Genomic DNA, 19664 nt, shown 5'->3' on the forward strand with positions numbered 1-19664 from the left:
GACAAGTTGGCCACGGTCTCGTTGCGCACCTTGGGCCCGTCGCGGAAGGTGCGGCGCAACAGCACCGACTGATAGACGCGCTGTTTGCCCTGCTTATCCACATGCGTCTTTTTAACTCTGACTACGTGAGCTTTGCCCTGGTTGCGCGGCATACAAAGCATCATAGACTGATTGCGCCGATCAGACACGAATGACACACACATATTCGTGACTACACATCAGGACGAGACAGCAGCCCATATCGCCAGCTCAGAACACTAATCCCCAGTCAGAACCCGTCGTAACTTCGGACTAGTAGCTCGTCACCGACCGCCGTCTACAGACGTCCCGCCACAGATCCCACGCGGCGATTCACCCTATTGCCGCAACACCTCTACATCGCCTTCAGTCGTGCGGCACTTCCCGCTCGATCTGGTCGAGCCAGGTTCGCGCCGGCATATCCGACGGCGCACGCCAATCCCCACGTGGTGACAACGCGCCCCCGTGCGACACCTTGGGCCCGTTGGGCAATGCCGAACGTTTGAACTGGCTGAACGAATAAAACCGCTCGACGAAAACCTGCAGCCAGTGCCGAATCTCGGACAGCGAGTAGGACGGCCGCTTGTCGTGCGGGAAGCCGGGCGGCCACGTGCCGCGCTCGGAGTCACTCCATGCATGCCAGGCCAGGAACGCGATCTTCGACGGCCGGAACCCGAAGCGCAGCACCTGGAACAGCGAGAAGTCCTGCAACGCAAAGGGTCCCACCTTCGCCTCGCTGCTCTGCAGTTCCTCCTCTTCGCCGCTGGGAACCAGCTCCGGGGTGATCTCGGTGTCGAGCACCGACTGCAGCACCTCGCACACCTGCTGGTCGAATTCGCCCGAGGAGATGACCCAGCGGATCAAGTGCTGGATCAGCGTCTTTGGCACCCCGGCATTGACGTTGTAGTGCGACATCTGATCGCCCACTCCGTATGTCGACCAGCCCAGGCCAAGCTCGGACAGATCCCCGGTGCCCAGCACGATTCCGCCGCGCTGGTTGGCGATGCGGAACAGGTAATCGGTGCGCAGGCCGGCCTGCACGTTCTCGAAGGTGACATCGTAGACCTTCTCCCCCCGCGCGAACGGATGGCCCATTTCGTTGAGCATCAGCGCGGCGGTGTCACGGATATCGATTTCCTCGAAGGTGGCGCCGAGCGCCCGCGCCAGCTTGACCGCGTTGCTCTTGGTGCGATCACCGGTGGCGAAGCCGGGCAGGGTGAACGCCAGAATGTCGCTGCGCGACCGGCCTTCGCGGTCCATGGCACGGGCGGCGACGATCAGCGCGTGCGTGGAATCCAGACCGCCCGAGACGCCGATGACCACCTTCGGATAGTTCAGCGCCCGCAACCGCTGCTCGAGGCCGGACACCTGAATGTTGTAAGCCTCATAGCAATCCTGTTGCAGCCGTTGCGGATCGGCGGGCACGAACGGGAACCGTTCCACGACCCGCCGCAACCCGATGTCGCCGGTGGGCGGATCGACCCGGAACTCGATGCGCCGGAACGACTCCACTGCTGCCCGGTGGTGACGCCGGTTGTCGTCGAAGGTGCCCATCCGCAACCGCTCCGATCGGAGCAGCTCGGTGTCGACGTCGGCCACCGAGCGACGCTCCCCCTTCGGGAAGCGCTCGGACTGCGCCAGCAACACCCCGTTCTCCCAGATCATCGTCTGGCCGTCCCACGCCAGGTCCGTCGTCGACTCCCCCTCTCCCGCGGCGGCGTAGACGTAGGCGGCCAGGCACCGCGCCGACGCCGAGCGGGCCAGCAAGCAGCGGTCCTCGGCGCGCCCGATGGTGATCGGGCTACCGGACAGGTTGGCCAACACGGTCGCTCCGGCCAGCGCCGCCTCGGCGCTGGGCGGTAGCGGGACGAACATGTCCTCGCAGATCTCGACGTGCAGGACAAAGCCGGACAGGTCCGACGCGGTGAAGAGCAGATCGGGGCCAAACGGCACGTCCGATCCGCCGATCCGCAGGCTGCCGCGCTCGTCATCGCCGGCGGCGACCTGCCGGCTCTCGTAGAACTCCCGGTAGGTGGGCAGATAGGACTTCGGGACCACACCCAGCACGGAGCCGCGGTGAATGACAGCCGCGGTGTTGTAGATGCGGTGCCGATATCGCAGCGGCGCGCCGACCACCAGGACCGGCAGCAGATCGGCGGACTGGGCCACCACGTCCAGCAGTGCGTCCTCAACGGCGTCGAGCAGGGCGTCCTGCAGCAGGATGTCCTCGATCGAGTACCCCGACAATGTCAACTCGGGAAACACCGCCAGCGCGACGCCGTCGTCGTGACACTGGCGCGCCAGGCCCAGTACCGAGGCGGCATTGGCCGCGGGGTCGCCGATGGTGGTGTGGTGCGTGCACGCGGCGACGCGCACGAACCCGTGCCGGTATGCGGAATAGAAGCTCATTGCCCTCCATTGTCGCGGTAGCACGATCGAGATCGGGTGACGGGGTGTCGACTCCCATTAGGCTCGGTTGGGTGGACTCCTGCGACCTCGTCGCGCTGCTGGCCGGGCGCCGGGTCGCGGCACTCACGGGCGCGGGAATTTCTACCGACTCGGGCATACCCGATTACCGGGGACCTGACTCACCGCCGAGCAATCCCATGACCATCGGCCAGTTCACCTCGGATCCGCGGTTTCGCCGGCGATACTGGGCCCGCAATCATTGCGGCTGGCGGCACATGGACGACACCGTACCCAATGCCGGCCATCGGGCGCTGGCCGCGCTCGAGCGGGCCGGGGTGGTGACCGGCGTGATCACCCAGAACGTCGATCTGCTGCACACCAAGGCCGGCAGCCGCAACGTGGTCAACCTGCACGGCACCTACGCGCAGGTGAGGTGCCTGAGTTGCGGTCATATCACCAGCCGCGCCGCGATGGCCGAAAAGCTCGAAGCGCTCAACCCCGGATTTATCGAGCGCGCCGCGGCGGTCGGCGGACTGGGGGTGGCTCCCGACTCGGACGCCGTCATCGCCTCGGCCGCCGACACCGCATCGTTTCGCTACCTCGACTGTCCGTGCTGCGGCGGCATACTCAAGCCCGATATCGTCTACTTCGGCGAAAACGTGCCTAAAGACCGTGTGGCCCAGGCATATTCACTGGTCGAAGGGGCCCAGGCGCTGCTGGTGGCCGGCTCGTCGCTGACGGTGTTCTCCGGCTACCGATTCGTGCGCCGCGCCGCCGCCCTGGCGATCCCGATCGCGATCGTCAACCGGGGACCCACCCGCGGCGACGGCTTGGCCGCGGTGAAGATCGACGGCGGATGCTCGGAGACGTTGACGCGGCTGGCCGCCGAGCTGGCGAGCCCGCGGCCCATTAGAGCGGCCCCTTAGAACGTGCACGGCATGCTGCGAATGGCGTGCACGAAGTTGCCCGGCACGTAGGCCGGATCGCCGGCCTGGATGTCCGGCAACTGCCGCAGCAGCTCGCCGAAGATGGCGCGCAGTTGCGTCCGGGCCACATGAGCGCCCAGGCAAAAGTGCACTCCTCCGCCGCCGAACCCGACATGCGGGTTGGGACTGCGGCTCAAGTCGAAGCGGTCGGGATGGTCGAAGGCGTCCGAGTCCCGGTTGCCGGACGCATAGAACATCACCACCTTCTCGCCGGCCCGGATGGTCTGGCCGGCCAGCTCGAAATCTGTTGCGGCCGTGCGTCGAAACGTCATCACCGGGGTGGCCCACCGGATGAACTCCTCGACCGCGGTGCCGATCCGAGTGTCGAAATCCGCGACCAGCCAAGCCTTCTGGGCGGGAAAGTCGGTGAGCGCGCGCAGCGTGTGACTGGTGGCTTGGCGAGTGGTGTCATTGCCGGCCACCGCAAGCAACACGAAGAACGCCGCCACATCGGCATCGGAGAGCCGGTCGCCGTCCACTTCGGCGTTCACCAGGCCGCTGAACAAGTCATCGCCCGGGTGGTCGCGCCGTTCGGCAGCCAGCTCGGCGGCAAGCTGATGCAGATAGGCCTGATTCTCGAACAGCACTTGCACCGGGTTGCGCCCGTCGAGGTAGACCGAGTCGGCCCAGGAGACCAGCGCGTCGGCGGCATGAGCCACCGGCTCACGTTCGGATTCGGGAATCCCGACCATGTCCGACAAAGTGCGCATCGGCAGTTCCTTGGCGCAGCGCTCGACGAAATCGACACCGCTGCCGGCCGTGCGTAGCTCTTCGACGATGACCTGGGCGTTGGTCTTGATCGAGTCCTCGATGCGGCGCACCTGCCGCGGCGTGAACGCCGCGCTGATCAGCTTGCGCAGCTTGGTGTGTCGCGGCGGGTCCATCGCCAGGAACGACTGCGACCCTTCCAGCAACTCGACGGGCACGTTTTCGAAGAGCACGCCCTTGCCGGACAGGAACACCTCGTTGGTGCGACTGACCGTGACGATGTCGGAGCGCCGGGTGACCGCCCAGAAACCAGGGTCGCCGGGATCCTGGAGCAGGGCGTCGTCGACCGGTCGGTGCCAGCTCACCGGACGCTCGGCGCGCAGCACCGCGAACGAGCGTTCCCGCTCGGCGGCGGTCAAGGCCCAGAACTTGCGCGAGGACAGGTCGATCGGGTCGTAGGCACGGATACCGGCAGCCACGACCACGACCATAGAATTGGACATAGTGTCTAGTCAAGATGTCGAATTCACGGTTATGCTCGCCCGAAGCGGAGGGGAGGCGCAGAACGAGACATGCCATCGGTTACTCGCAACACCCAGGCCAGCCGCCGGCAGCGACGAGAGCAGCTGGAACGGCGGCTGCTGGACGCCACCGAACAACTGATGAACGAGGGCGCGAGCTTCACCGAGCTCAGCGTGGATCGGCTAGCGACCGCGGCTGGCATCTCCCGCGCCAGCTTCTACATCTATTTCGAGGACAAAGGCCACCTGCTGCGCCGGTTGGCCGGCCAGGTTTTCGACGACCTGGAGCACCGCGCCGCACAGTGGTGGGACGTGGCCTGGCGACACAATCCCGAGGATGTCCGCGCCGCCATGGCGGGCGTCATCTCCAGCTTTCGGCGTCACCAACCGCTGCTTGTGGCGCTCAGCGAGATGGCCGGCTACGACCCGATGGCGGCACAAACCTATCGCGATCTGCTGACCGCCATCTCCGAGCGCCTGGCCCGTGTCATCGAGGACGGCCAGGCCGACGGCTCCATTCGGGCCGAACTGCCCGCGGCCACCACCGCCGATGCGCTGACCTGGATGGTCGAGCGGGTCTGTCAGCAGAGCTTGCCGGGCAAACCATCCGAGTTCGACGCCGAGCTGGCCACCACGATGACCGAAATAGTCTGGGGCGCACTGTATCTGGAAGCCGCTTCGGCTACGTGAGGTTACTCGGGCACCAGGTCGTCGGCATGCACCGCGGGCCGGCGTAGTTCACCGGACAGCTCCGAGGTGGACCGGCCCATCATCGCGGCCAGCTCGGCCGCGTCGTAGGCGACCACACCGCGGGCCACCGTGGTCGCGTCGGGTCCACGAAGTTCGACCACGTCGCCGGCGAAAAACTTGCCCGACACCGCGGTAATTCCCGCCGGCAGCAGCGACCGGCGTTGCCGCACGACCGCATGCACCGCACCCGCGTCGAGCGTCAGCCAACCCGCGGCCTCGGCGGCATACCGTACCCAGAACCGCCGCGCCGACATGCGCCCGGGCCGCGGCGCGAACACCGTACCCACCGACGCATCGGTGAGCGCCGTCGCCGCGTCGGCCGCGGGAGCCAGCAGCACCGGCACCCCCGCGTCCGCGGCCAGCAACGCCGACGACACCTTGGACGCCATCCCGCCGGTACCCAGATGACTGCTGCGGCCGGCGACAACGCCCTCAAGATCCGCGAGCCCGGACACTTCGGGGATAAACCGGGCCCCCTGGTGCTTTCGGGGATCGCTGTCGTAAAGCCCGTCGATGTCGGACAGCAGCACCAGCGCCTCGGCGCCCACCAGGTGAGCCACCAGCGCCGACAGCCGATCGTTGTCGCCGAAGCGGATCTCGTTGGTGGCCACCGTGTCGTTCTCGTTGACGATCGCCACCGCGTGCAGCGCCCGCAGCCGGTCCAGGGTGCGCTGGGCGTTGGTGTGCTGGACCCGCATCGAGATGTCGTGGGCGGTCAACAGCACCTGCCCCACCGTGCGGCCGTACCGGGCGAACGCGGTGCTCCACGAGTTCACCAGCGCCACCTGCCCGACGCTGGCGGCGGCCTGTTTGGTCGCCAGATCTCTTGGCCGACGCGATAATCCGAGCGGTTCGAGGCCGGCGGCGATCGCGCCCGAGGACACGATGACGACGTCGGTGCCCGCCTTCATCCGCGCCTCGATAGCGTCGGCGAGCTCGGCCAGCCGGCCGGCGTCGAACATCCCCGACGGCGTGGTCAGCGCCGTCGTCCCGACCTTCACGACGAGGCTGCGCGCGGTCCGAATGACTTCCCGGTGCGGACTGGCCATCAGCTCTCACCGCGTTCGCGTCGCTGCCGGCGGGCCGCCTTGCGTTCGGCGGCGCCGACCCGATCGCTGCGCTCCAGGCGCGCATCGGTGCCCCGGCCCGACATCGCGACGTGACCGCCCGCGGGAGTTTGCGGCTCCCAGTCGAAAGTCATGTCACCGATCGTCACCGCGCACCCCGGCTGGGCGCCCAGCCGCAGCAGCTCGTCCTCAACACCCAGGCGCGCGAGGCGGTCCGCGAGGTAGCCGATGGCCTCGTCGTTGTCGAAGTCGGTCTGGCCGATCCAGCGTTCGGGTCGGGCACCGGTCACCACGAAGCCGCCGCGGCCGTCGGGCTGCACGTCGAAACCACTGTCGTCGATGGGCACCGGGCGAATGACCGGCCGTCGCGGCACCACCTGAGGCTGTGCGGCGTGGTATTGCGCAACCATGTGCCACAGCCCGAAGATCAACGGCTGCAGGTTCTCCCGGGTGACTGTGGACACCAGGAACACCGGCCAACCGCGTTGGGCGATCTCGTCGCGAACGAACTCGGCGAGCTCCCGCGCCTCGGGGACATCGATCTTGTTGAGCACCACCGCCCGGGGCCGCTCGGTGAGATCGTCGAGCACCGCGTCGCCTCGCAGCGTGGGTGTGTAGGCCGCGAGTTCGGCTTCCAGCGCGTCGATGTCGGAGATCGGGTCGCGGCCCGGCTCGTTGGTCGCACAGTCCACGACATGCACCAGCACCGCGCAGCGCTCGATGTGCCGCAGGAAGTCCAGGCCTAGGCCGCGGCCCTGGGCAGCGCCCGGGATCAAGCCGGGCACGTCGGCGACGGTGTATGCGTGCTCGCCCGCCGAGACCACGCCGAGATTGGGCACCAGGGTGGTAAACGGGTAGTCGGCGATCTTGGGTTTGGCCGCCGAAATGACCGACACCAGCGACGACTTTCCGGCCGACGGGAATCCGATCAACCCGACGTCGGCGACGGTCTTGAGTTCCAGGGTGAGATCGCGCGACTGTCCGGGTTCGCCGAGCAGCGCGAACCCGGGGGCTTTGCGGGCCCGTGACGCCAGCGCGGCGTTGCCCAAGCCGCCGCGGCCACCGGCGGCGGCCGCAAAGCGGGTGCCGGCGCCGACCAGATCGGCCAGCAACCGCCCGGTTTCGTCCAGCACGACGGTGCCGTCGGGAACCTTGACCTCCAGATCGGCGCCCGCTGCGCCGTCGCGGTTGCTGCCCATCCCCGGTTTGCCCGACGGCGCGGTGATGTGGGGATGGAAATGGAAGTCGAGCAGGGTGTGCACCTGCGGGTCCACCACAAAGATGACGCTGCCGCCGCGACCGCCGTTGCCGCCGTCGGGACCACCTAGCGGCTTGAACTTCTCCCGATGAACCGAGGCGCAGCCGTTACCACCCGAGCCCGCCCGCACGTGAACAACGACCCGATCGACGAACCGAGGCATCGGGCATCCCCTCAATCGACCCCGAGTGTGCAGCTAGTGCACAACCACGACGCTCAGTCGGTCGCTTGCCCGGCCGCGACGATGTTGACGGTCTTGCGCCCACGCTTGATGCCGAACTCGACCGCACCGGCCGCCTTGGCGAACAACGTGTCATCGCCGCCGCGGCCGACGTTGATGCCGGGATGGAATTTGGTGCCACGCTGACGAATCAGGATCTCGCCGGCCTTGACGACCTGGCCGCCGAACCGCTTGACACCCAGCCGCTGCGCGGCCGAGTCCCGACCGTTGCGCGAGCTGGAAGCGCCCTTCTTGTGTGCCATTTTTGTCGCCTCCGCTATTTGATGTCGGTGACTTTCAGGACCGTCAGCTGCTGACGGTGGCCCTGCCGCTTGTGGTAGCCGGTCTTGTTCTTGAACTTGTGGATCCGGATCTTGGGCCCCTTGACGTGCTCGAGGACCTCGCCGGTCACCGCGACCTTGGCCAGGGCGTTGGCATCGGTGGTGACGGTGGCACCGTCGACGACCAAGGCGACCGGCAGCGACACCTTCGAGCCGGGGTCGGATTCGAGCCTTTCGACTTTGACCACGTCTCCGACGGCAACCTTGTATTGCTTGCCGCCGGTCTTGACGATTGCGTAGGTCGCCATCGTGGGTGCACCTCTGCTCGTTGTCGTGCTTACTCTTGCGGGCACGCGTCAGCAGTGGCTGACACGTGCGGATCTGGTTCGCGATTCGGCACCACGGCGCCACCGCAGGCGCGATTGGACCGGATCGGCGTCGTAGGCTGGCAGCCCGGCGACAACTGACCCAGGTTACGTGACCAGCGGCTAGAGGGTCAAACCGGCCCAGCGGTTGGGGCGCTCAGTCCACATGTATCGGCGGGCCGGCCGGCCTGCCCGCCGCGCGTCGCCGGCGCGGACGTTCCGGCGACGAGGAAGCCTCGACGGGTCCGGGCCGGTCAGGACTGTCGTCGGGCTCGGAGTCGGTGTCCTCGTCGTCGGTGTCGGAATCATCGACGTCGAGCTCGTCATCGAGGTCGTCATCACCGAGATCGTCGTCGTCGAGCTCGTCGTCGTCGAGCTCCTCGTCGTCGAGCTCTTCGTCCTCGTCGGCATCTTCGTCGGTGTCCTCGAAGTCTTCGATGTCATCGGGCTCCCCGGTGTCTTCGTTGTCTTCGAGGTCTTCGATGTCGCTGGACACCGCCATCGCGGTGTCCTCGTCGATCGCGGCGGCGAGTTCCTCACCGGACTCCTCGGGTTCCCCGTCTCCACGGCCCGGTCCCAGCGACGAGCCGGCGGCCATCGCTTTGAACATCGGATGCTCGCCGGGGGCGTGAGCGGGGACCTTGGCCACGATCCCCTTCTCAGTGGGCTCTTCGGCGCGGCTCTTCTTCGAGCGCCTGTTTCGGCGACCTCCGGATTCCGACTTTCGCCCGGTCGCCGGCGCCGCATCCACCGGATCGGCATGCAGCAGGATCCCACGCCCGTTGCACTGGGCACACGACGACGAGAAGGCCTCGATCAGGCCGGTTCCCAAACGTTTGCGGGTCAGCTGGACCAAGCCCAGCGAGGTCACCTCTGACACCTGGTGACGGGTGCGGTCGCGGGCCAGCGCCTCGGTCAGCCGGCGCAGCACCAGATCGCGGTTGGATTCCAGCACCATGTCGATGAAGTCGATGACCACGATGCCGCCGATGTCACGCAGCCGCAGCTGACGCACGATCTCCTCGGCCGCCTCCAGGTTGTTCTTGGTGACGGTTTGCTCGAGATTGCCCCCGGAGCCGGTGAATTTGCCGGTGTTGACGTCGATCACCGTCATGGCCTCGGTCCGGTCGATCACCAATGTCCCGCCCGACGGCAGCCACACCTTACGGTCCATCGCCTTGGTCAGCTGCTCGTCGATGCGATGCACCGCAAAGACGTCGGGGCGCGTCTGACTCTCGGCAAGCTCGGCCGGCTCATACTTGGTCAATTTCGAAACCAAGTCGGGCGCAACGGAATTCACGTAGTCATTGATCGTGGCCCAGGCCTCGTCGCCGGAAACGATGAGTCCGGCGAAGTCCTCGTTAAACAAGTCGCGGATGACCTTGACCAGCACATCCGGTTCTTCGTAGAGGGCCACCGCAGCGCCGGCCGCCTTCTGTTTGACCTCGGCGGCCTTGGCTTCGATCTGTTGCCAGCGTTCCCGCAACCGGGTGACGTCGGCACGGATGTCGCCCTCTTTGACTCCCTCGGACGCGGTGCGGATGATCACTCCCGCGTCGGACGGCACCACCTCGCGCAAGATCTCCTTGAGCCGCTGGCGTTCGGTGTCGGGCAGCTTGCGACTGATCCCGGTCGACGACGCGCCCGGCACGTAGACCAGATAGCGGCCGGCCAGCGACACCTGCGTGGTCAGCCGTGCGCCCTTGTGGCCCACCGGGTCCTTGCTGACCTGGACGACGACGTAGTCGCCGGGTTTGAGGGCCTGTTCGATCTTGCGGTCGGCCCCGCCGAGTCCGGCTGCGTCCCAGTTGACTTCACCGGCGTAGAGCACACCGTTGCGGCCGCGACCGATGTCGACGAAGGCCGCCTCCATCGACGGCAGCACATTCTGCACGATGCCCAGGTAGATGTTGCCCACCAACGACGCGGAAGCAGCCGAAGTCACGAAATGCTCGACGACGATGCCGTCTTCCAGCACGGCGATCTGGGTGTAACGGGTGCCCGGGTGCGGCGGCTCGGTGCGGACTCGGTCGCGCACCACCATGACCCGCTCGACGGCCTCGCGCCTGGCCAGGAATTCGGCTTCGGTCAGAACCGGTGGGCGGCGCCGCCCGGCGTCGCGGCCGTCCCGGCGACGTTGCCGTTTGGCTTCTAGCCGGGTCGAGCCGTCGATGCCCTTGATCTCGTTGCCGCCGGACTCGTCGTCTCCGGAGCCGCCGTTGCGGGGCGCGCGTTCATGCACAACGGTGTTGGGCGGATCGTCGGGCGCCGGGCCCTCGTCGCCGTCCTCTCCGGATCCCGACTTGCGCCGTCTGCGGCGCCGGCGGCGCCGGCTGGCGCCCTCTGCCGAACCGTTGTCCTCGTCGCCGGCGTCGGTGTCGGTGTCGGTGTCGTCGGAGTCCTCTGAATCGTCACCCTCGGAGTCGTCGGAACGGGCAGAATCGCCAACCGCCTTCCGGTCGCCCTCATCGCCGTCATCTTCGCCTGGGCCGTCGGATCCACCCTGTTCACCGCGTCCCCGACCACGGCCCCGACGGCCACGCCGACGCCGCCGACCGCTCGGCCGGTCGATCTGCTCCTGTTCGTCGTCATCGTCGGCATCGTCGGCCGCCTCGTCATCGGTGCCGTCGTCCTCGTCGATCGCCTCGGGAATCGGCTGCGGCGCGACGAACAACGGCAGGTAATGCGGGCGCTCCACCCGGGTCTCGACGACCTGGACCGTTTCCTGCGTTTCCAGCAGCAGCCGGGATTCGGGTTCCGGGGCTTCGTCAGCTTCGTCCGGTGCAACAGCCGCCGCGGCGACACTGGGTTCAGCGTTTGGTTCTTCTTTGGCTTGGTTGGCTTGGTTGGCTTGGTCCGCTTCGTCGGCGGGCGTTTCGGCCAGCAGGTCGCGCACCCGGACCGCGTCGACCCGGTCCACACTGGAATGTGCGCTGCGGATTCGACCGTCCAGCGCATTGAGGGCATCGAGCACCCGCCTGCTGCTGGTCCCCAGCGTTCGTGCCAGCGAATGGACTCTCAGTCGGTCCGGCAGTTCCTCACGCTGTGTCGGCTCTTTTGGGTCTGAAGATGGGGCACCGTCTACCACGTATTCTCCTCAAGCCCCCGGGCGCGTCGTTTCGACGCGGCCACGCGAGGGCTCCGCTATGTGCCCGGGTCACTTCTCCCGGACTTGTGATGGTCTTGCTCCGAGCCGCTCAGGCGAGCACACTCGGCGCCGTGCTGAATGACGGCTTGACACGCCGCGCCCCATCGAATGGCGATGGTCGCGCTTGCCGAAGTCTTCATTCGGGTGTTCGACGCCGGTCCGGCGACGTTCACCCGCAGTCAGTATCCCATATCACCGGGCCGGATCACCCTCGTCTGAGTCGTACGCCGACGAATCCGGCTCGCAAGCACTTCTCCCGGCGCTAGGCGCCGGCAAACCAGAGCGCGATCTCGCGCTGCGCCGACTCGGCCGAATCGGAGCCATGCACCAGGTTGAACTGGGTTTCCAAGCCGAAGTCGCCGCGGATGGTGCCGGGCGTGGCCTTGTCCACCGGGTCGGTGCCGCCGGCCAGCTGGCGAAAAGCCGCGACCGCTCGCGGCCCCTCCACGACGGCCGCCACCACCGGCCCCGAGGTGATGAATTCGAGCAACGACCCGAAGAACGGCTTGCCTTCGTGCTCGGCGTAATGACGGCCGGCCAGCTCGTCGCTGACGTTCCTGAGCTCCAGCGCCGCGATGGTCAGGCCTTTGCGCTCGATGCGGCCGATGATCTCGCCGATCAGTCCGCGTTGCACACCGTCCGGCTTGATCAGCACGAGGGTCCGTTCAGTCACGGTGGCTAAGAGTAGATGGCCAACGCTGACTTCGCACGGCAGGCCCGGCTCAGCCCGGCGGCGGCGCTCCCCCTCGCTCCCGGCGCCGGACCTCGGCCCGAAAGTACGCGATCAGCACCCATACCCCGGTGAACAGCACTCCGATGAAGCCGACGCCCGGGTACACGGCGAACCCGGCGAGCAGCACCAGCTGGACGCCGAGGTTCACCCAGATCGCCCAGGGTCTGCGCTGCAGCCCGGCAAGCAGGATCAATGCCACGGCCAGTCCGATCAGGTACCCCAGCGATGCCGGACCCAGCCCGCCGCCCACCGCGCCCACCACGGGTATCGCCAGCAGCACCACGATCGCCTCGAGAAGCAGTGTCGCGGCCATGACCGCACCGAAGCTCTTCCACGGGTCGGCCGGTGGTGTGGGCGCTGCCGGTTGCTCGGTCATTCCGGGTCACGACCAAACAAGGTGCGGGCAGCGCCGGCGGTGACAACCGAGCCGGTGATGACAATCCCGGTGCCGGAAAACGCGTCGCCCGGGTCCGCCACCGCCCCGTCGACCAGCGCGGTTGCCGTGTCGATGGCATCGCTCAGGTTCGCGGCGGACAGCACCCGATCGGGTCCGAACCGCTCCCGGGCCGCCGCGGCCAGCGACTCGACATCCAGCGCGCGCGGTGACCCGTTGTGGGTCACCACGACCGAGTCGAACACCGGCTCCACCGCTTGCAGAATGCCGTCGACGTCCTTGTCGGCCAGCACACTGATCACCCCGACCAACGTCCGGAAGTCGAACTCGTCGGCCAGCGTCCGGGCCAGCGCAGCCGCCCCGGCCGGATTGTGGGCTGCGTCGATGAACACCGCCGGTGCGCTGCGCATCCGTTCCAGCCGGCCCGGGCTGGTGACCGCGGCGAATCCCGCCCGCACCGCCTCGACGTCGAGTTGACGCTGGGCACCCGCGCCGAAGAATGCCTCGACCGCGGCCAGCGCCACCACCGCGTTGTGCGCCTGGTGTTCACCGTGCAGCGGCAGGTAGATGTCGGAGTACACCCCGCCCAGACCTTGCAGTTGCAGCACCTGACCGCCGACGGCGACCTGTCGGCCCAACACGGCGAACTCCGAATCCTCCCGGGCGACCGCGGCGTCCGAGCGGACGGCCTGACCCAGCAGCACCTCCATGACCTCCGGGCGCTGACGCGCGATGACCGCGACCGTTTCCGGCGAGCCCTCTTCGGCTCGACGGATAATCCCCGCCTTCTCGCCCGCGATCCCGGCGATGTCGTTCCCGAGGTAGTCGACATGGTCCTTGCTGATCGGGGTGATCACCGCCACCGGCGCATTGATCACGTTGGTGGCGTCCCATCGTCCACCCATACCCACCTCGACCACCGCGACGTCGACGGGCGCGTCGGCGAACGCGGCGAACGCCATCGCGGTGAGCACCTCGAACTTGCTCATCGCCGGCCCGCCTGCATTCTGCGACTGCTCATCGATCATCTGCACGAACGGCTCGATTTCCCGGTACGTCGCGACGTACTGCGCCGGGCTGATCGGCTTTCCGTCGATCGAGATGCGTTCCACCACCGACTGCAGGTGCGGGCTGGTGGTGCGGCCGGTCCGTTGCTGCAACGCGGTGACCAATGCGTCGATCATCCGCGCCACCGACGTCTTGCCGTTGGTTCCGGCGATGTGGATCGAGGGATAGCCACGTTGCGGTGATCCCAGCAGGTCCAGCAGCGCGCTGATCCTTGTCAGGCTCGGCTCGATGCGAGTCTCCGGCCAGCGCTGGTCCAGCAGGTGCTCGACCTGCAGCAGCGACGCGATCTCGTCCGGCGTGGGAGCCATGCCGGTAGATGGCCGGTCTGTCGACTCGAAACTCATTGCAGCGCAGCCAGCCTGGCCGTGATGCGGTCGCTTTCCTCGTGCGCCAGCCGCTGCCGGTCGCGGATCTTGTCGACGACAGCTTCGGGCGCCTTGGCCAAGAAATCCGCGTTCGCCAATTTGGCGCCGGTTGCTGCCAGCTCCTTTTGCGCCGCGGCCAATTCCTTTTCCAGCCGGCGGCGTTCAGCGGCCACGTCGATCGTGCCGGAGGTGTCGAGTTCAACGACGACCCTTGCCCGGCTCAGCCGAACCTCCAATGACACCGACGGGCGGAAATCCGGACCCGCAGCGGTGAGCCATGCCAGCGATGTCACGGCGGCAACCTGGGTATTGAGGTCCGACTCGTCGATACCGGCCAGTCGGGCCGGCACCTTCTGCCGGTCGGCCAGCCCCTGGTCGCTGCGGAATCGCCGGACCTCGGTCACCAGCTTTTGCATATCGCTGATGCGCTGCGCAGCAACGGGATCCAAAGTAATCCCGGAGGGCTGCGGCCAGTCGGCGACCACCAGCGACTCTTCGGGGGTCTCCCCATCCATCAGCGCCTGCCAGAGCGCCTCGGTGACGAACGGGATCACCGGGTGCAGCAGCCGAAGTAACGTGTCCAACGAGGCCGCCAGTACCGCTGTGGTATGCGAGCGTCCCTCGGCCAGTTGGGTTTTCGCCAGTTCGACATACCAGTCGCAGAACTCGTCCCAGGCGAAGTGATACAACGCCTCGCAGGCGCGGCTGAACTCGTAGCTGTCGAAGGCCGAATCCACTTCGGCGCGAACCTCTTCCAGTCGTCCCAGGATCCAGCGGTCGGCATCGGTCAGCTCGGCCGGTGCCGGCAAGGGCGCCAGCACGGCGCCGTTGAGCAGTGCGTAGCGGGTCGCGTTGAACAGCTTGGTGGTGAAGTTGCGCGACGCCCGGACGGCGTCCTCGCCGATCGCCAAGTCGCCACCGGGGCTGGCGCCGCGGGCCAGCGTGAACCGCAACGCATCGGCACCGAAGGTGTCCATCCACTCCAGCGGGTCGATGACGTTGCCCTTGGACTTACTCATCTTGCGGCCGAACTCGTCACGAATCAGCCCGTGCAGGAACACGTCGGTGAAGGGCACCTGGGGGCCGCGGCGACCGTCGAGCGTGATGGCGTCGTCGCCGCCGACGAAGGTGCCGAACATCATCATCCGCGCTACCCAGAAGAACAAAATGTCGTAGCCGGTGACCAGAACACTTGTCGGATAGAACTTTTCGAGCTCCGGTGTCTTTTCGGGCCAGCCCAGAGTGGAGAACGGCCACAGCGCGGAGGAGAACCAGGTGTCCAGCACGTCGGGGTCCTGCTCCCAGCCCTCGGGGGGCGTTTCGTCCGGTCCGACACATACCTTTTCACCGTCGGGTCCGTACCAGATCGGGATGCGATGACCCCACCACAGCTGCCTCGAGATGCACCAGTCGTGCATGTCGTCGACCCAGGTGAACCAGCGCGGTTCCAGGCTGGCGGGGTGAATCACGGTGTCGCCGTTGCGCACCGCGTCGCCGGCGGCCTTGGCCAACGACTCCACCCGGACCCACCACTGCAACGACAGCCGCGGTTCGATCGGCTCCCCGGTGCGCTCGGAATGCCCCACGCTGTGCAGGTAGGGGCGCTTCTCCTCGACGATGCGGCCTTGGGCGGCCAGCGCCTCACGCACTGCAACCCGTGCTTCGAATCGGTCCATGCCGTCGAATTGGGTTCCGGTGTCGGCGATCCGGCCCTTGGTGTCCATGATCGAGGGCATCGGCAGGCTATGCCGGATCCCGATCTCGAAGTCGTTCGGATCGTGAGCGGGCGTGACTTTGACTGCGCCGGTGCCGAATTCGGGATCCACATGCTCGTCGGCGACGATGATCAGCTGCCGGTCGACAAACGGGTGCGGCAGGGTGGCGCCGACCAGGTCGCGGTAGCGATCGTCGTCGGGGTGCACCGCGATGGCGGTGTCGCCGAGCATCGTCTCCACCCGCGTGGTGGCGACCACGATGTGCGGTTGCGAATCGTCCAACGAGCCGTACCGGAACGACACCAGCTCGCCTTCGACGTCGAGGTAGTTGACCTCCAGATCCGAGATCGCCGTCTGCAGCACCGGCGACCAGTTGACCAGCCGCTCGGCCTGATAGATCAGCCCGGCGTCGTAGAGCCTCTTGAAGATCGTCCGCACCGCCCGCGACAGCCCCTCGTCCATGGTGAACCGGTCGCGGCTCCAGTCCACCCCGTCGCCGAGCCGGCGCATCTGGCCGCCGATCGCCCCGCCCGACTCCCGCTTCCAGTCCCAGACCAAGGCGGCGAACAGCTCACGACCGAAGTCCTCCTTGGTCTTGCCGTCGACGGCCAGCTGCTTTTCCACCACGCTTTGGGTGGCGATACCGGCATGGTCGGTGCCCGGCTGCCACAGCACCTCGTAGCCCTGCATCCGTTTTCGGCGGGTCAGCGCGTCCATCATGGTGTGTTCCAGTGCGTGGCCCATATGCAGGCTGCCGGTCACGTTCGGCGGCGGCAGCACGATCGAGTAGGCGGGCTTGCTGCTACCGGGATCCGCGGTGAAGTAACCGGCATCCAGCCACTTCTGGTAGATGGCGCCCTCCATCGCACCCGGGTCCCACGACTTGGGCAGCTGGTCGGCGTCAGAGCGGGCGCGCGAGGTCACCGGTCAATTCTAGGAACCGCCGCGTAGCGGCGCGGAGGCGCCTAAAACCGCAGGTGGACGACCATCAAGGAGTCGATCACGGAATCGTGAGCACCTGGCCCGGATGGATCAGGTCGGGATTAGGGATCGCGTTGGCGTCGACCAGCACCTGGTATTTGTTCCCGTCACCGTAGAAGCGTTCGGCGATGCCCCACAAGGTGTCACCGGAAACCACGGTGTACGTGTTGAGCGCGGGCTCAGCCGGCTCGTCGGCGACCGTCGCTGCGATGGGCGCCGCTTCCCCGACGGGTTGCGCCGCCTGTGCCGCGCCGGTCACCTCCGGGGCGCCAACAGATTTCTGCAGGTCCGCCGGCGGCGTGTCGATCTGCGTCCCGGTGGCCCAGGCCGGGCCGTCGGCGGCGTAGAGCACCAGGTTGCGGTCGTCCTGGAGCACCAGTCTGACGCTCGTGCTGCCCACGGTGTGGCTGTGCCAGACCGGTCGCTCCGGTGTGTAGAGGACGAAGTTGCCATCGGTCTGCAGCTCGGCGCGCACCACGTCCTGGCCGTCGGTAGCAGTGGCCCATACCGGCGTGCCGTCAGCGGCGAGCACCAGGTTGCCGTCTTCTTGCAGGGTCAAGGTGTAGGCCCCGTTGTTGGAGACCAGGGATTGCCCTCGCTGCAGCCGCTGTCCTTCGCCGAGCGTGTCTGACATGCTTTGCCTTTCGTTATCCGGTCCGGCCGACTGATTGCGCCGGGTTACTTCTTGCCGCCGAGGAGCCCGCCGATGATGTCCCCCAGCGCGCGGCCCCTGCCACCCAGGAGGTTGCCGAGGGACGTTTCATCATTTCCGCCGCCAAGGATCCCGCCGAGCAGCTGAGCCAGGCCGCCACCGGAGCCTGTTTCCTCATGCTGAACCGCAGTACCCTGCAGTGCGCCGCCCGGCCGGAGCTGATTTCCCAGGTATGCCAGCACCTTCGGGAGCACCAGCGGCAACAACCGCTGCAGAAGTTCTCTCCTTCCGGCGCCACCACTGGCCAGTGCCGATGCCACGCTGTCGCTGTCATTGCCGGCGAACAGTGTGGCGACGACCTCTTCGGCCTGTTCTCCGCCGCGCCGGTCAACCTGGTCGAGCGCCCCGCCCGCGTCGAGCAGGCCACGCGCGGCATGGCTGCTGGCGACCGACTCGATCCGGCCGGCGCGTTCGGGATCCTGCGAATGCTGGTGCAATCCGGTAAGCAGCACCGGTACCAGCGTGCGGACCGCCGCGTCCACCTCGGTTTCGTCTGCGCCGAGCGTGCGCGCGATGTCAGATGTAGGAATCTGGGTGTAGAGATCATCAAGACCGGGCATCGGTGCAGGCTGCCTTCGGGGTCGGATATCAAGCCACCACCCTTCTGACCCTAGACGTACGCCGTCACCGGCTCAGACCAGCCGCTCGGTGTGCAACGACACGCCGACGGCCGGGAAGCGCGCCAGCAGCGCGTCACCCATCGCGGCGGCCGGGGTCAGCACCCCGCGCAGATCCGAGAGCTTGTCGCGATCGAATGCCAGCGCCAGACCGCACTCCCCTAGCAAGACCGACGTCGCCTTGTAGCCGGGATCGCCGTCCTGCTTCATGCGCGCCACATATCGGGCGCCCGAGGTTGTGGTGGTGTAGGTCTCGATCCGGTAGTAGCCACGGTCGCGAGCCGCCGCGCTCGGGCCGGAGCCTGGCTTGGGCACCACCCGCTGCACCAACCCTTGTGGTAGCAGCCGGAAATATCGGCTGCCCAATCCGGTCGTCACGTTGCCGACACCGCTGATGACGGCCGACGCCAGCGGCGCCAGCGGCGATGATCCCAGGCTCATGTGCTCGCTGTACCGGAACCGCCTACCGTAGGCCCAATCCAACAGCGCGTTACTACGGCGCACGATCCTGGTATTGGTCGGCGCCATCAGGAACCCGGCCGTCCACAGTCCGCTCAGCTCGGGAGCGAGTTGACTGCCGCGCCGCCATGGCAGATCGGGCTGCGGGCCGAGTTCGGGCTCGGCGGCGCGGTCGGTGCTCAGCGTGTACGGGTCGGCGAATTGCCGACGCAGGTCAGGGTTGGCGGAGACGGCACGCAGAATCTCCAGCATCGAGGCGATCGTGCCGCCGGATAGCCCGCCGGCGAAAGACCGGACCACAAAGTGCGTGTCGCCCAGATCCCCGGCGCCGTCGTCGTGGGCGGCATGGTACAGGGCGTACACGCTCAGGTCTGACGGGATCGAGTCGAAGCCGCAGGCATGCACGATCCGGGCACCCGTGTCGGCGGCCTGCTTGTGGTGCTGATCGATGCTGTCGCGGACAAACGGTGGCTCGCCGGTCAGGTCGGCGTAATCGGTGCCGGCGGCGGCGCACGCCGCCACCAACGGCAGCCCGTAGCGCATGTACGGCCCGACCGTGGTGACGACGACTCGGGTGCGGGCCGCCATCTGCTCGAGGGTCGCGGGCGACCCGGCGTCGGCGGCGACGACCGACCAGGACTGCGCGGGTTCTCCCAACGTGTCGCGAACGCCGCGCAGTCGCTCGGTCGACCTGCCGGCCAGCGCGATTCGCGCGTCTCCGCCGGCTCGAGCCAGGTATTCGGCGGTCAGTTTGCCGACGAAACCCGTGGCCCCGTAGAGGATGATGTCGAATTCACGCGGCGCTGCGGTCACTGGCCAGACGCTACCCGCGGTGCGCGACCCAGCACGCATGCGACCCCGAATACACCGGGTGCCGGGCCCGAAGGCC

16 protein-coding genes are annotated in these 19664 nt (G+C 67.3%); 2 read left to right on the forward strand and 14 right to left on the reverse strand.

The features are described from left to right. Nucleotides 1-384: 384 nt before the first annotated feature. Nucleotides 385-2427 carry an NAD(+) synthase gene (locus B4U45_RS05420; RefSeq protein WP_075548361.1) on the reverse strand — a complete coding sequence of 681 codons (2043 nt, stop codon included), beginning with the start codon at nucleotides 2425-2427 and terminating at the stop codon, nucleotides 385-387. A 71-nt stretch (nucleotides 2428-2498) separates the two neighbouring features. Here B4U45_RS05420 and B4U45_RS05425 point away from each other — a divergent pair, with 71 nt between their 5' ends. Then, nucleotides 2499-3353, forward strand: coding sequence for a Sir2 family NAD-dependent protein deacetylase (locus B4U45_RS05425; protein ID WP_371687245.1), 855 nt, complete (start codon nucleotides 2499-2501; stop codon nucleotides 3351-3353). Here the strand turns inward: B4U45_RS05425 and B4U45_RS05430 are convergent. Beyond that, nucleotides 3350-4624 carry a cytochrome P450 gene (locus B4U45_RS05430; RefSeq protein ID WP_075548362.1) on the reverse strand — a complete coding sequence of 425 codons (1275 nt, stop codon included), beginning with the start codon at nucleotides 4622-4624 and terminating at the stop codon, nucleotides 3350-3352. The two genes, B4U45_RS05425 and B4U45_RS05430, sit on opposite strands and share 4 nt — an antisense overlap. A 69-nt stretch (nucleotides 4625-4693) precedes the next feature. Between B4U45_RS05430 and B4U45_RS05435 the strand changes: the two genes are divergently transcribed. Next, nucleotides 4694-5332 (forward strand): TetR/AcrR family transcriptional regulator, encoded by a 639-nt coding sequence (locus B4U45_RS05435; protein ID WP_075548363.1) that lies wholly within the window; start codon nucleotides 4694-4696, stop codon nucleotides 5330-5332. Nucleotides 5333-5334: 2 nt separating this feature from the next. Here the strand turns inward: B4U45_RS05435 and proB are convergent, their stop codons facing one another. The 12 genes from proB to B4U45_RS05495 form a co-directional block, all read right to left on the reverse strand. Beyond that, complete coding sequence (proB, locus tag B4U45_RS05440) at nucleotides 5335-6441, reverse strand: glutamate 5-kinase (protein WP_075548364.1); 1107 nt, start codon at nucleotides 6439-6441, stop codon at nucleotides 5335-5337. Beyond that, nucleotides 6441-7880 (reverse strand): GTPase ObgE, encoded by a 1440-nt coding sequence (obgE, locus tag B4U45_RS05445; RefSeq protein ID WP_219859347.1) that lies wholly within the window; start codon nucleotides 7878-7880, stop codon nucleotides 6441-6443. The genes proB and obgE overlap by 1 nt, the downstream gene beginning before the upstream one ends. A gap of 53 nt (nucleotides 7881-7933) precedes the next feature. After that, nucleotides 7934-8200 (reverse strand): 50S ribosomal protein L27, encoded by a 267-nt coding sequence (gene rpmA, locus B4U45_RS05450; RefSeq protein ID WP_075548366.1) that lies wholly within the window; start codon nucleotides 8198-8200, stop codon nucleotides 7934-7936. A 14-nt stretch (nucleotides 8201-8214) separates the two neighbouring features. Further along, nucleotides 8215-8526 (reverse strand): 50S ribosomal protein L21, encoded by a 312-nt coding sequence (rplU, locus tag B4U45_RS05455; protein WP_075548367.1) that lies wholly within the window; start codon nucleotides 8524-8526, stop codon nucleotides 8215-8217. A gap of 214 nt (nucleotides 8527-8740) precedes the next feature. Continuing rightward, nucleotides 8741-11671: a ribonuclease E gene (gene rne, locus B4U45_RS05460; RefSeq protein ID WP_075548368.1), complete on the reverse strand. Its 2931-nt coding sequence runs from the start codon at nucleotides 11669-11671 to the stop codon at nucleotides 8741-8743. Nucleotides 11672-11993: 322 nt separating this feature from the next. Next, complete coding sequence (gene ndk, locus B4U45_RS05465; RefSeq protein ID WP_075512939.1) at nucleotides 11994-12404, reverse strand: nucleoside-diphosphate kinase; 411 nt, start codon at nucleotides 12402-12404, stop codon at nucleotides 11994-11996. A gap of 49 nt (nucleotides 12405-12453) precedes the next feature. After that, nucleotides 12454-12840 carry a DUF4233 domain-containing protein gene (locus B4U45_RS05470; RefSeq protein WP_075548369.1) on the reverse strand — a complete coding sequence of 129 codons (387 nt, stop codon included), beginning with the start codon at nucleotides 12838-12840 and terminating at the stop codon, nucleotides 12454-12456. Next, nucleotides 12837-14270 (reverse strand): bifunctional tetrahydrofolate synthase/dihydrofolate synthase, encoded by a 1434-nt coding sequence (folC, locus tag B4U45_RS05475; protein WP_075548370.1) that lies wholly within the window; start codon nucleotides 14268-14270, stop codon nucleotides 12837-12839. Before folC ends, B4U45_RS05470 begins: the two co-directional genes overlap by 4 nt. Beyond that, nucleotides 14267-16930, reverse strand: a complete 2664-nt coding sequence (locus tag B4U45_RS05480; protein ID WP_082275539.1) for a valine--tRNA ligase — start codon at nucleotides 16928-16930, stop codon at nucleotides 14267-14269. Before B4U45_RS05480 ends, folC begins: the two co-directional genes overlap by 4 nt. Nucleotides 16931-17006: 76 nt before the next feature. Then, the gene (locus tag B4U45_RS05485; RefSeq protein ID WP_075548371.1) at nucleotides 17007-17621 is read right to left on the reverse strand and encodes a LysM peptidoglycan-binding domain-containing protein; all 615 of its coding nucleotides are present in this window, start codon (nucleotides 17619-17621) and stop codon (nucleotides 17007-17009) included. A gap of 44 nt (nucleotides 17622-17665) precedes the next feature. Beyond that, complete coding sequence (locus tag B4U45_RS05490; protein WP_075548372.1) at nucleotides 17666-18259, reverse strand: DUF937 domain-containing protein; 594 nt, start codon at nucleotides 18257-18259, stop codon at nucleotides 17666-17668. Between the two features lie 72 nt (nucleotides 18260-18331). Next, nucleotides 18332-19588, reverse strand: a complete 1257-nt coding sequence (locus B4U45_RS05495) for a saccharopine dehydrogenase family protein (RefSeq protein WP_122511622.1) — start codon at nucleotides 19586-19588, stop codon at nucleotides 18332-18334. Nucleotides 19589-19664 lie beyond the last annotated feature (76 nt).

This window comes from Mycobacterium persicum (assembly GCF_002086915.1).
GTDB classification, from domain to species: domain Bacteria; phylum Actinomycetota; class Actinomycetes; order Mycobacteriales; family Mycobacteriaceae; genus Mycobacterium; species Mycobacterium persicum.

Excerpts from the sequence above, each read along its gene's own strand:
- B4U45_RS05420 (WP_075548361.1), bottom strand. The coding sequence starts at position 2,427 with ATGAGCTTCTATTCCGCATACCGGCACGGGTTCGTGCGCGTCGCCGCG.
- B4U45_RS05430 (WP_075548362.1), bottom strand. The coding sequence starts at position 4,624 with ATGTCCAATTCTATGGTCGTGGTCGTGGCTGCCGGTATCCGTGCCTAC.
- B4U45_RS05435 (WP_075548363.1), top strand. The coding sequence starts at position 4,694 with ATGCCATCGGTTACTCGCAACACCCAGGCCAGCCGCCGGCAGCGACGA.
- proB (WP_075548364.1), bottom strand. The coding sequence starts at position 6,441 with ATGGCCAGTCCGCACCGGGAAGTCATTCGGACCGCGCGCAGCCTCGTC.
- obgE (WP_219859347.1), bottom strand. The coding sequence starts at position 7,880 with ATGCCTCGGTTCGTCGATCGGGTCGTTGTTCACGTGCGGGCGGGCTCG.
- rpmA (WP_075548366.1), bottom strand. The coding sequence starts at position 8,200 with ATGGCACACAAGAAGGGCGCTTCCAGCTCGCGCAACGGTCGGGACTCG.
- rplU (WP_075548367.1), bottom strand. The coding sequence starts at position 8,526 with ATGGCGACCTACGCAATCGTCAAGACCGGCGGCAAGCAATACAAGGTT.
- B4U45_RS05470 (WP_075548369.1), bottom strand. The coding sequence starts at position 12,840 with ATGACCGAGCAACCGGCAGCGCCCACACCACCGGCCGACCCGTGGAAG.
- folC (WP_075548370.1), bottom strand. The coding sequence starts at position 14,270 with ATGAGTTTCGAGTCGACAGACCGGCCATCTACCGGCATGGCTCCCACG.
- B4U45_RS05485 (WP_075548371.1), bottom strand. The coding sequence starts at position 17,621 with ATGTCAGACACGCTCGGCGAAGGACAGCGGCTGCAGCGAGGGCAATCC.
- B4U45_RS05490 (WP_075548372.1), bottom strand. The coding sequence starts at position 18,259 with ATGCCCGGTCTTGATGATCTCTACACCCAGATTCCTACATCTGACATC.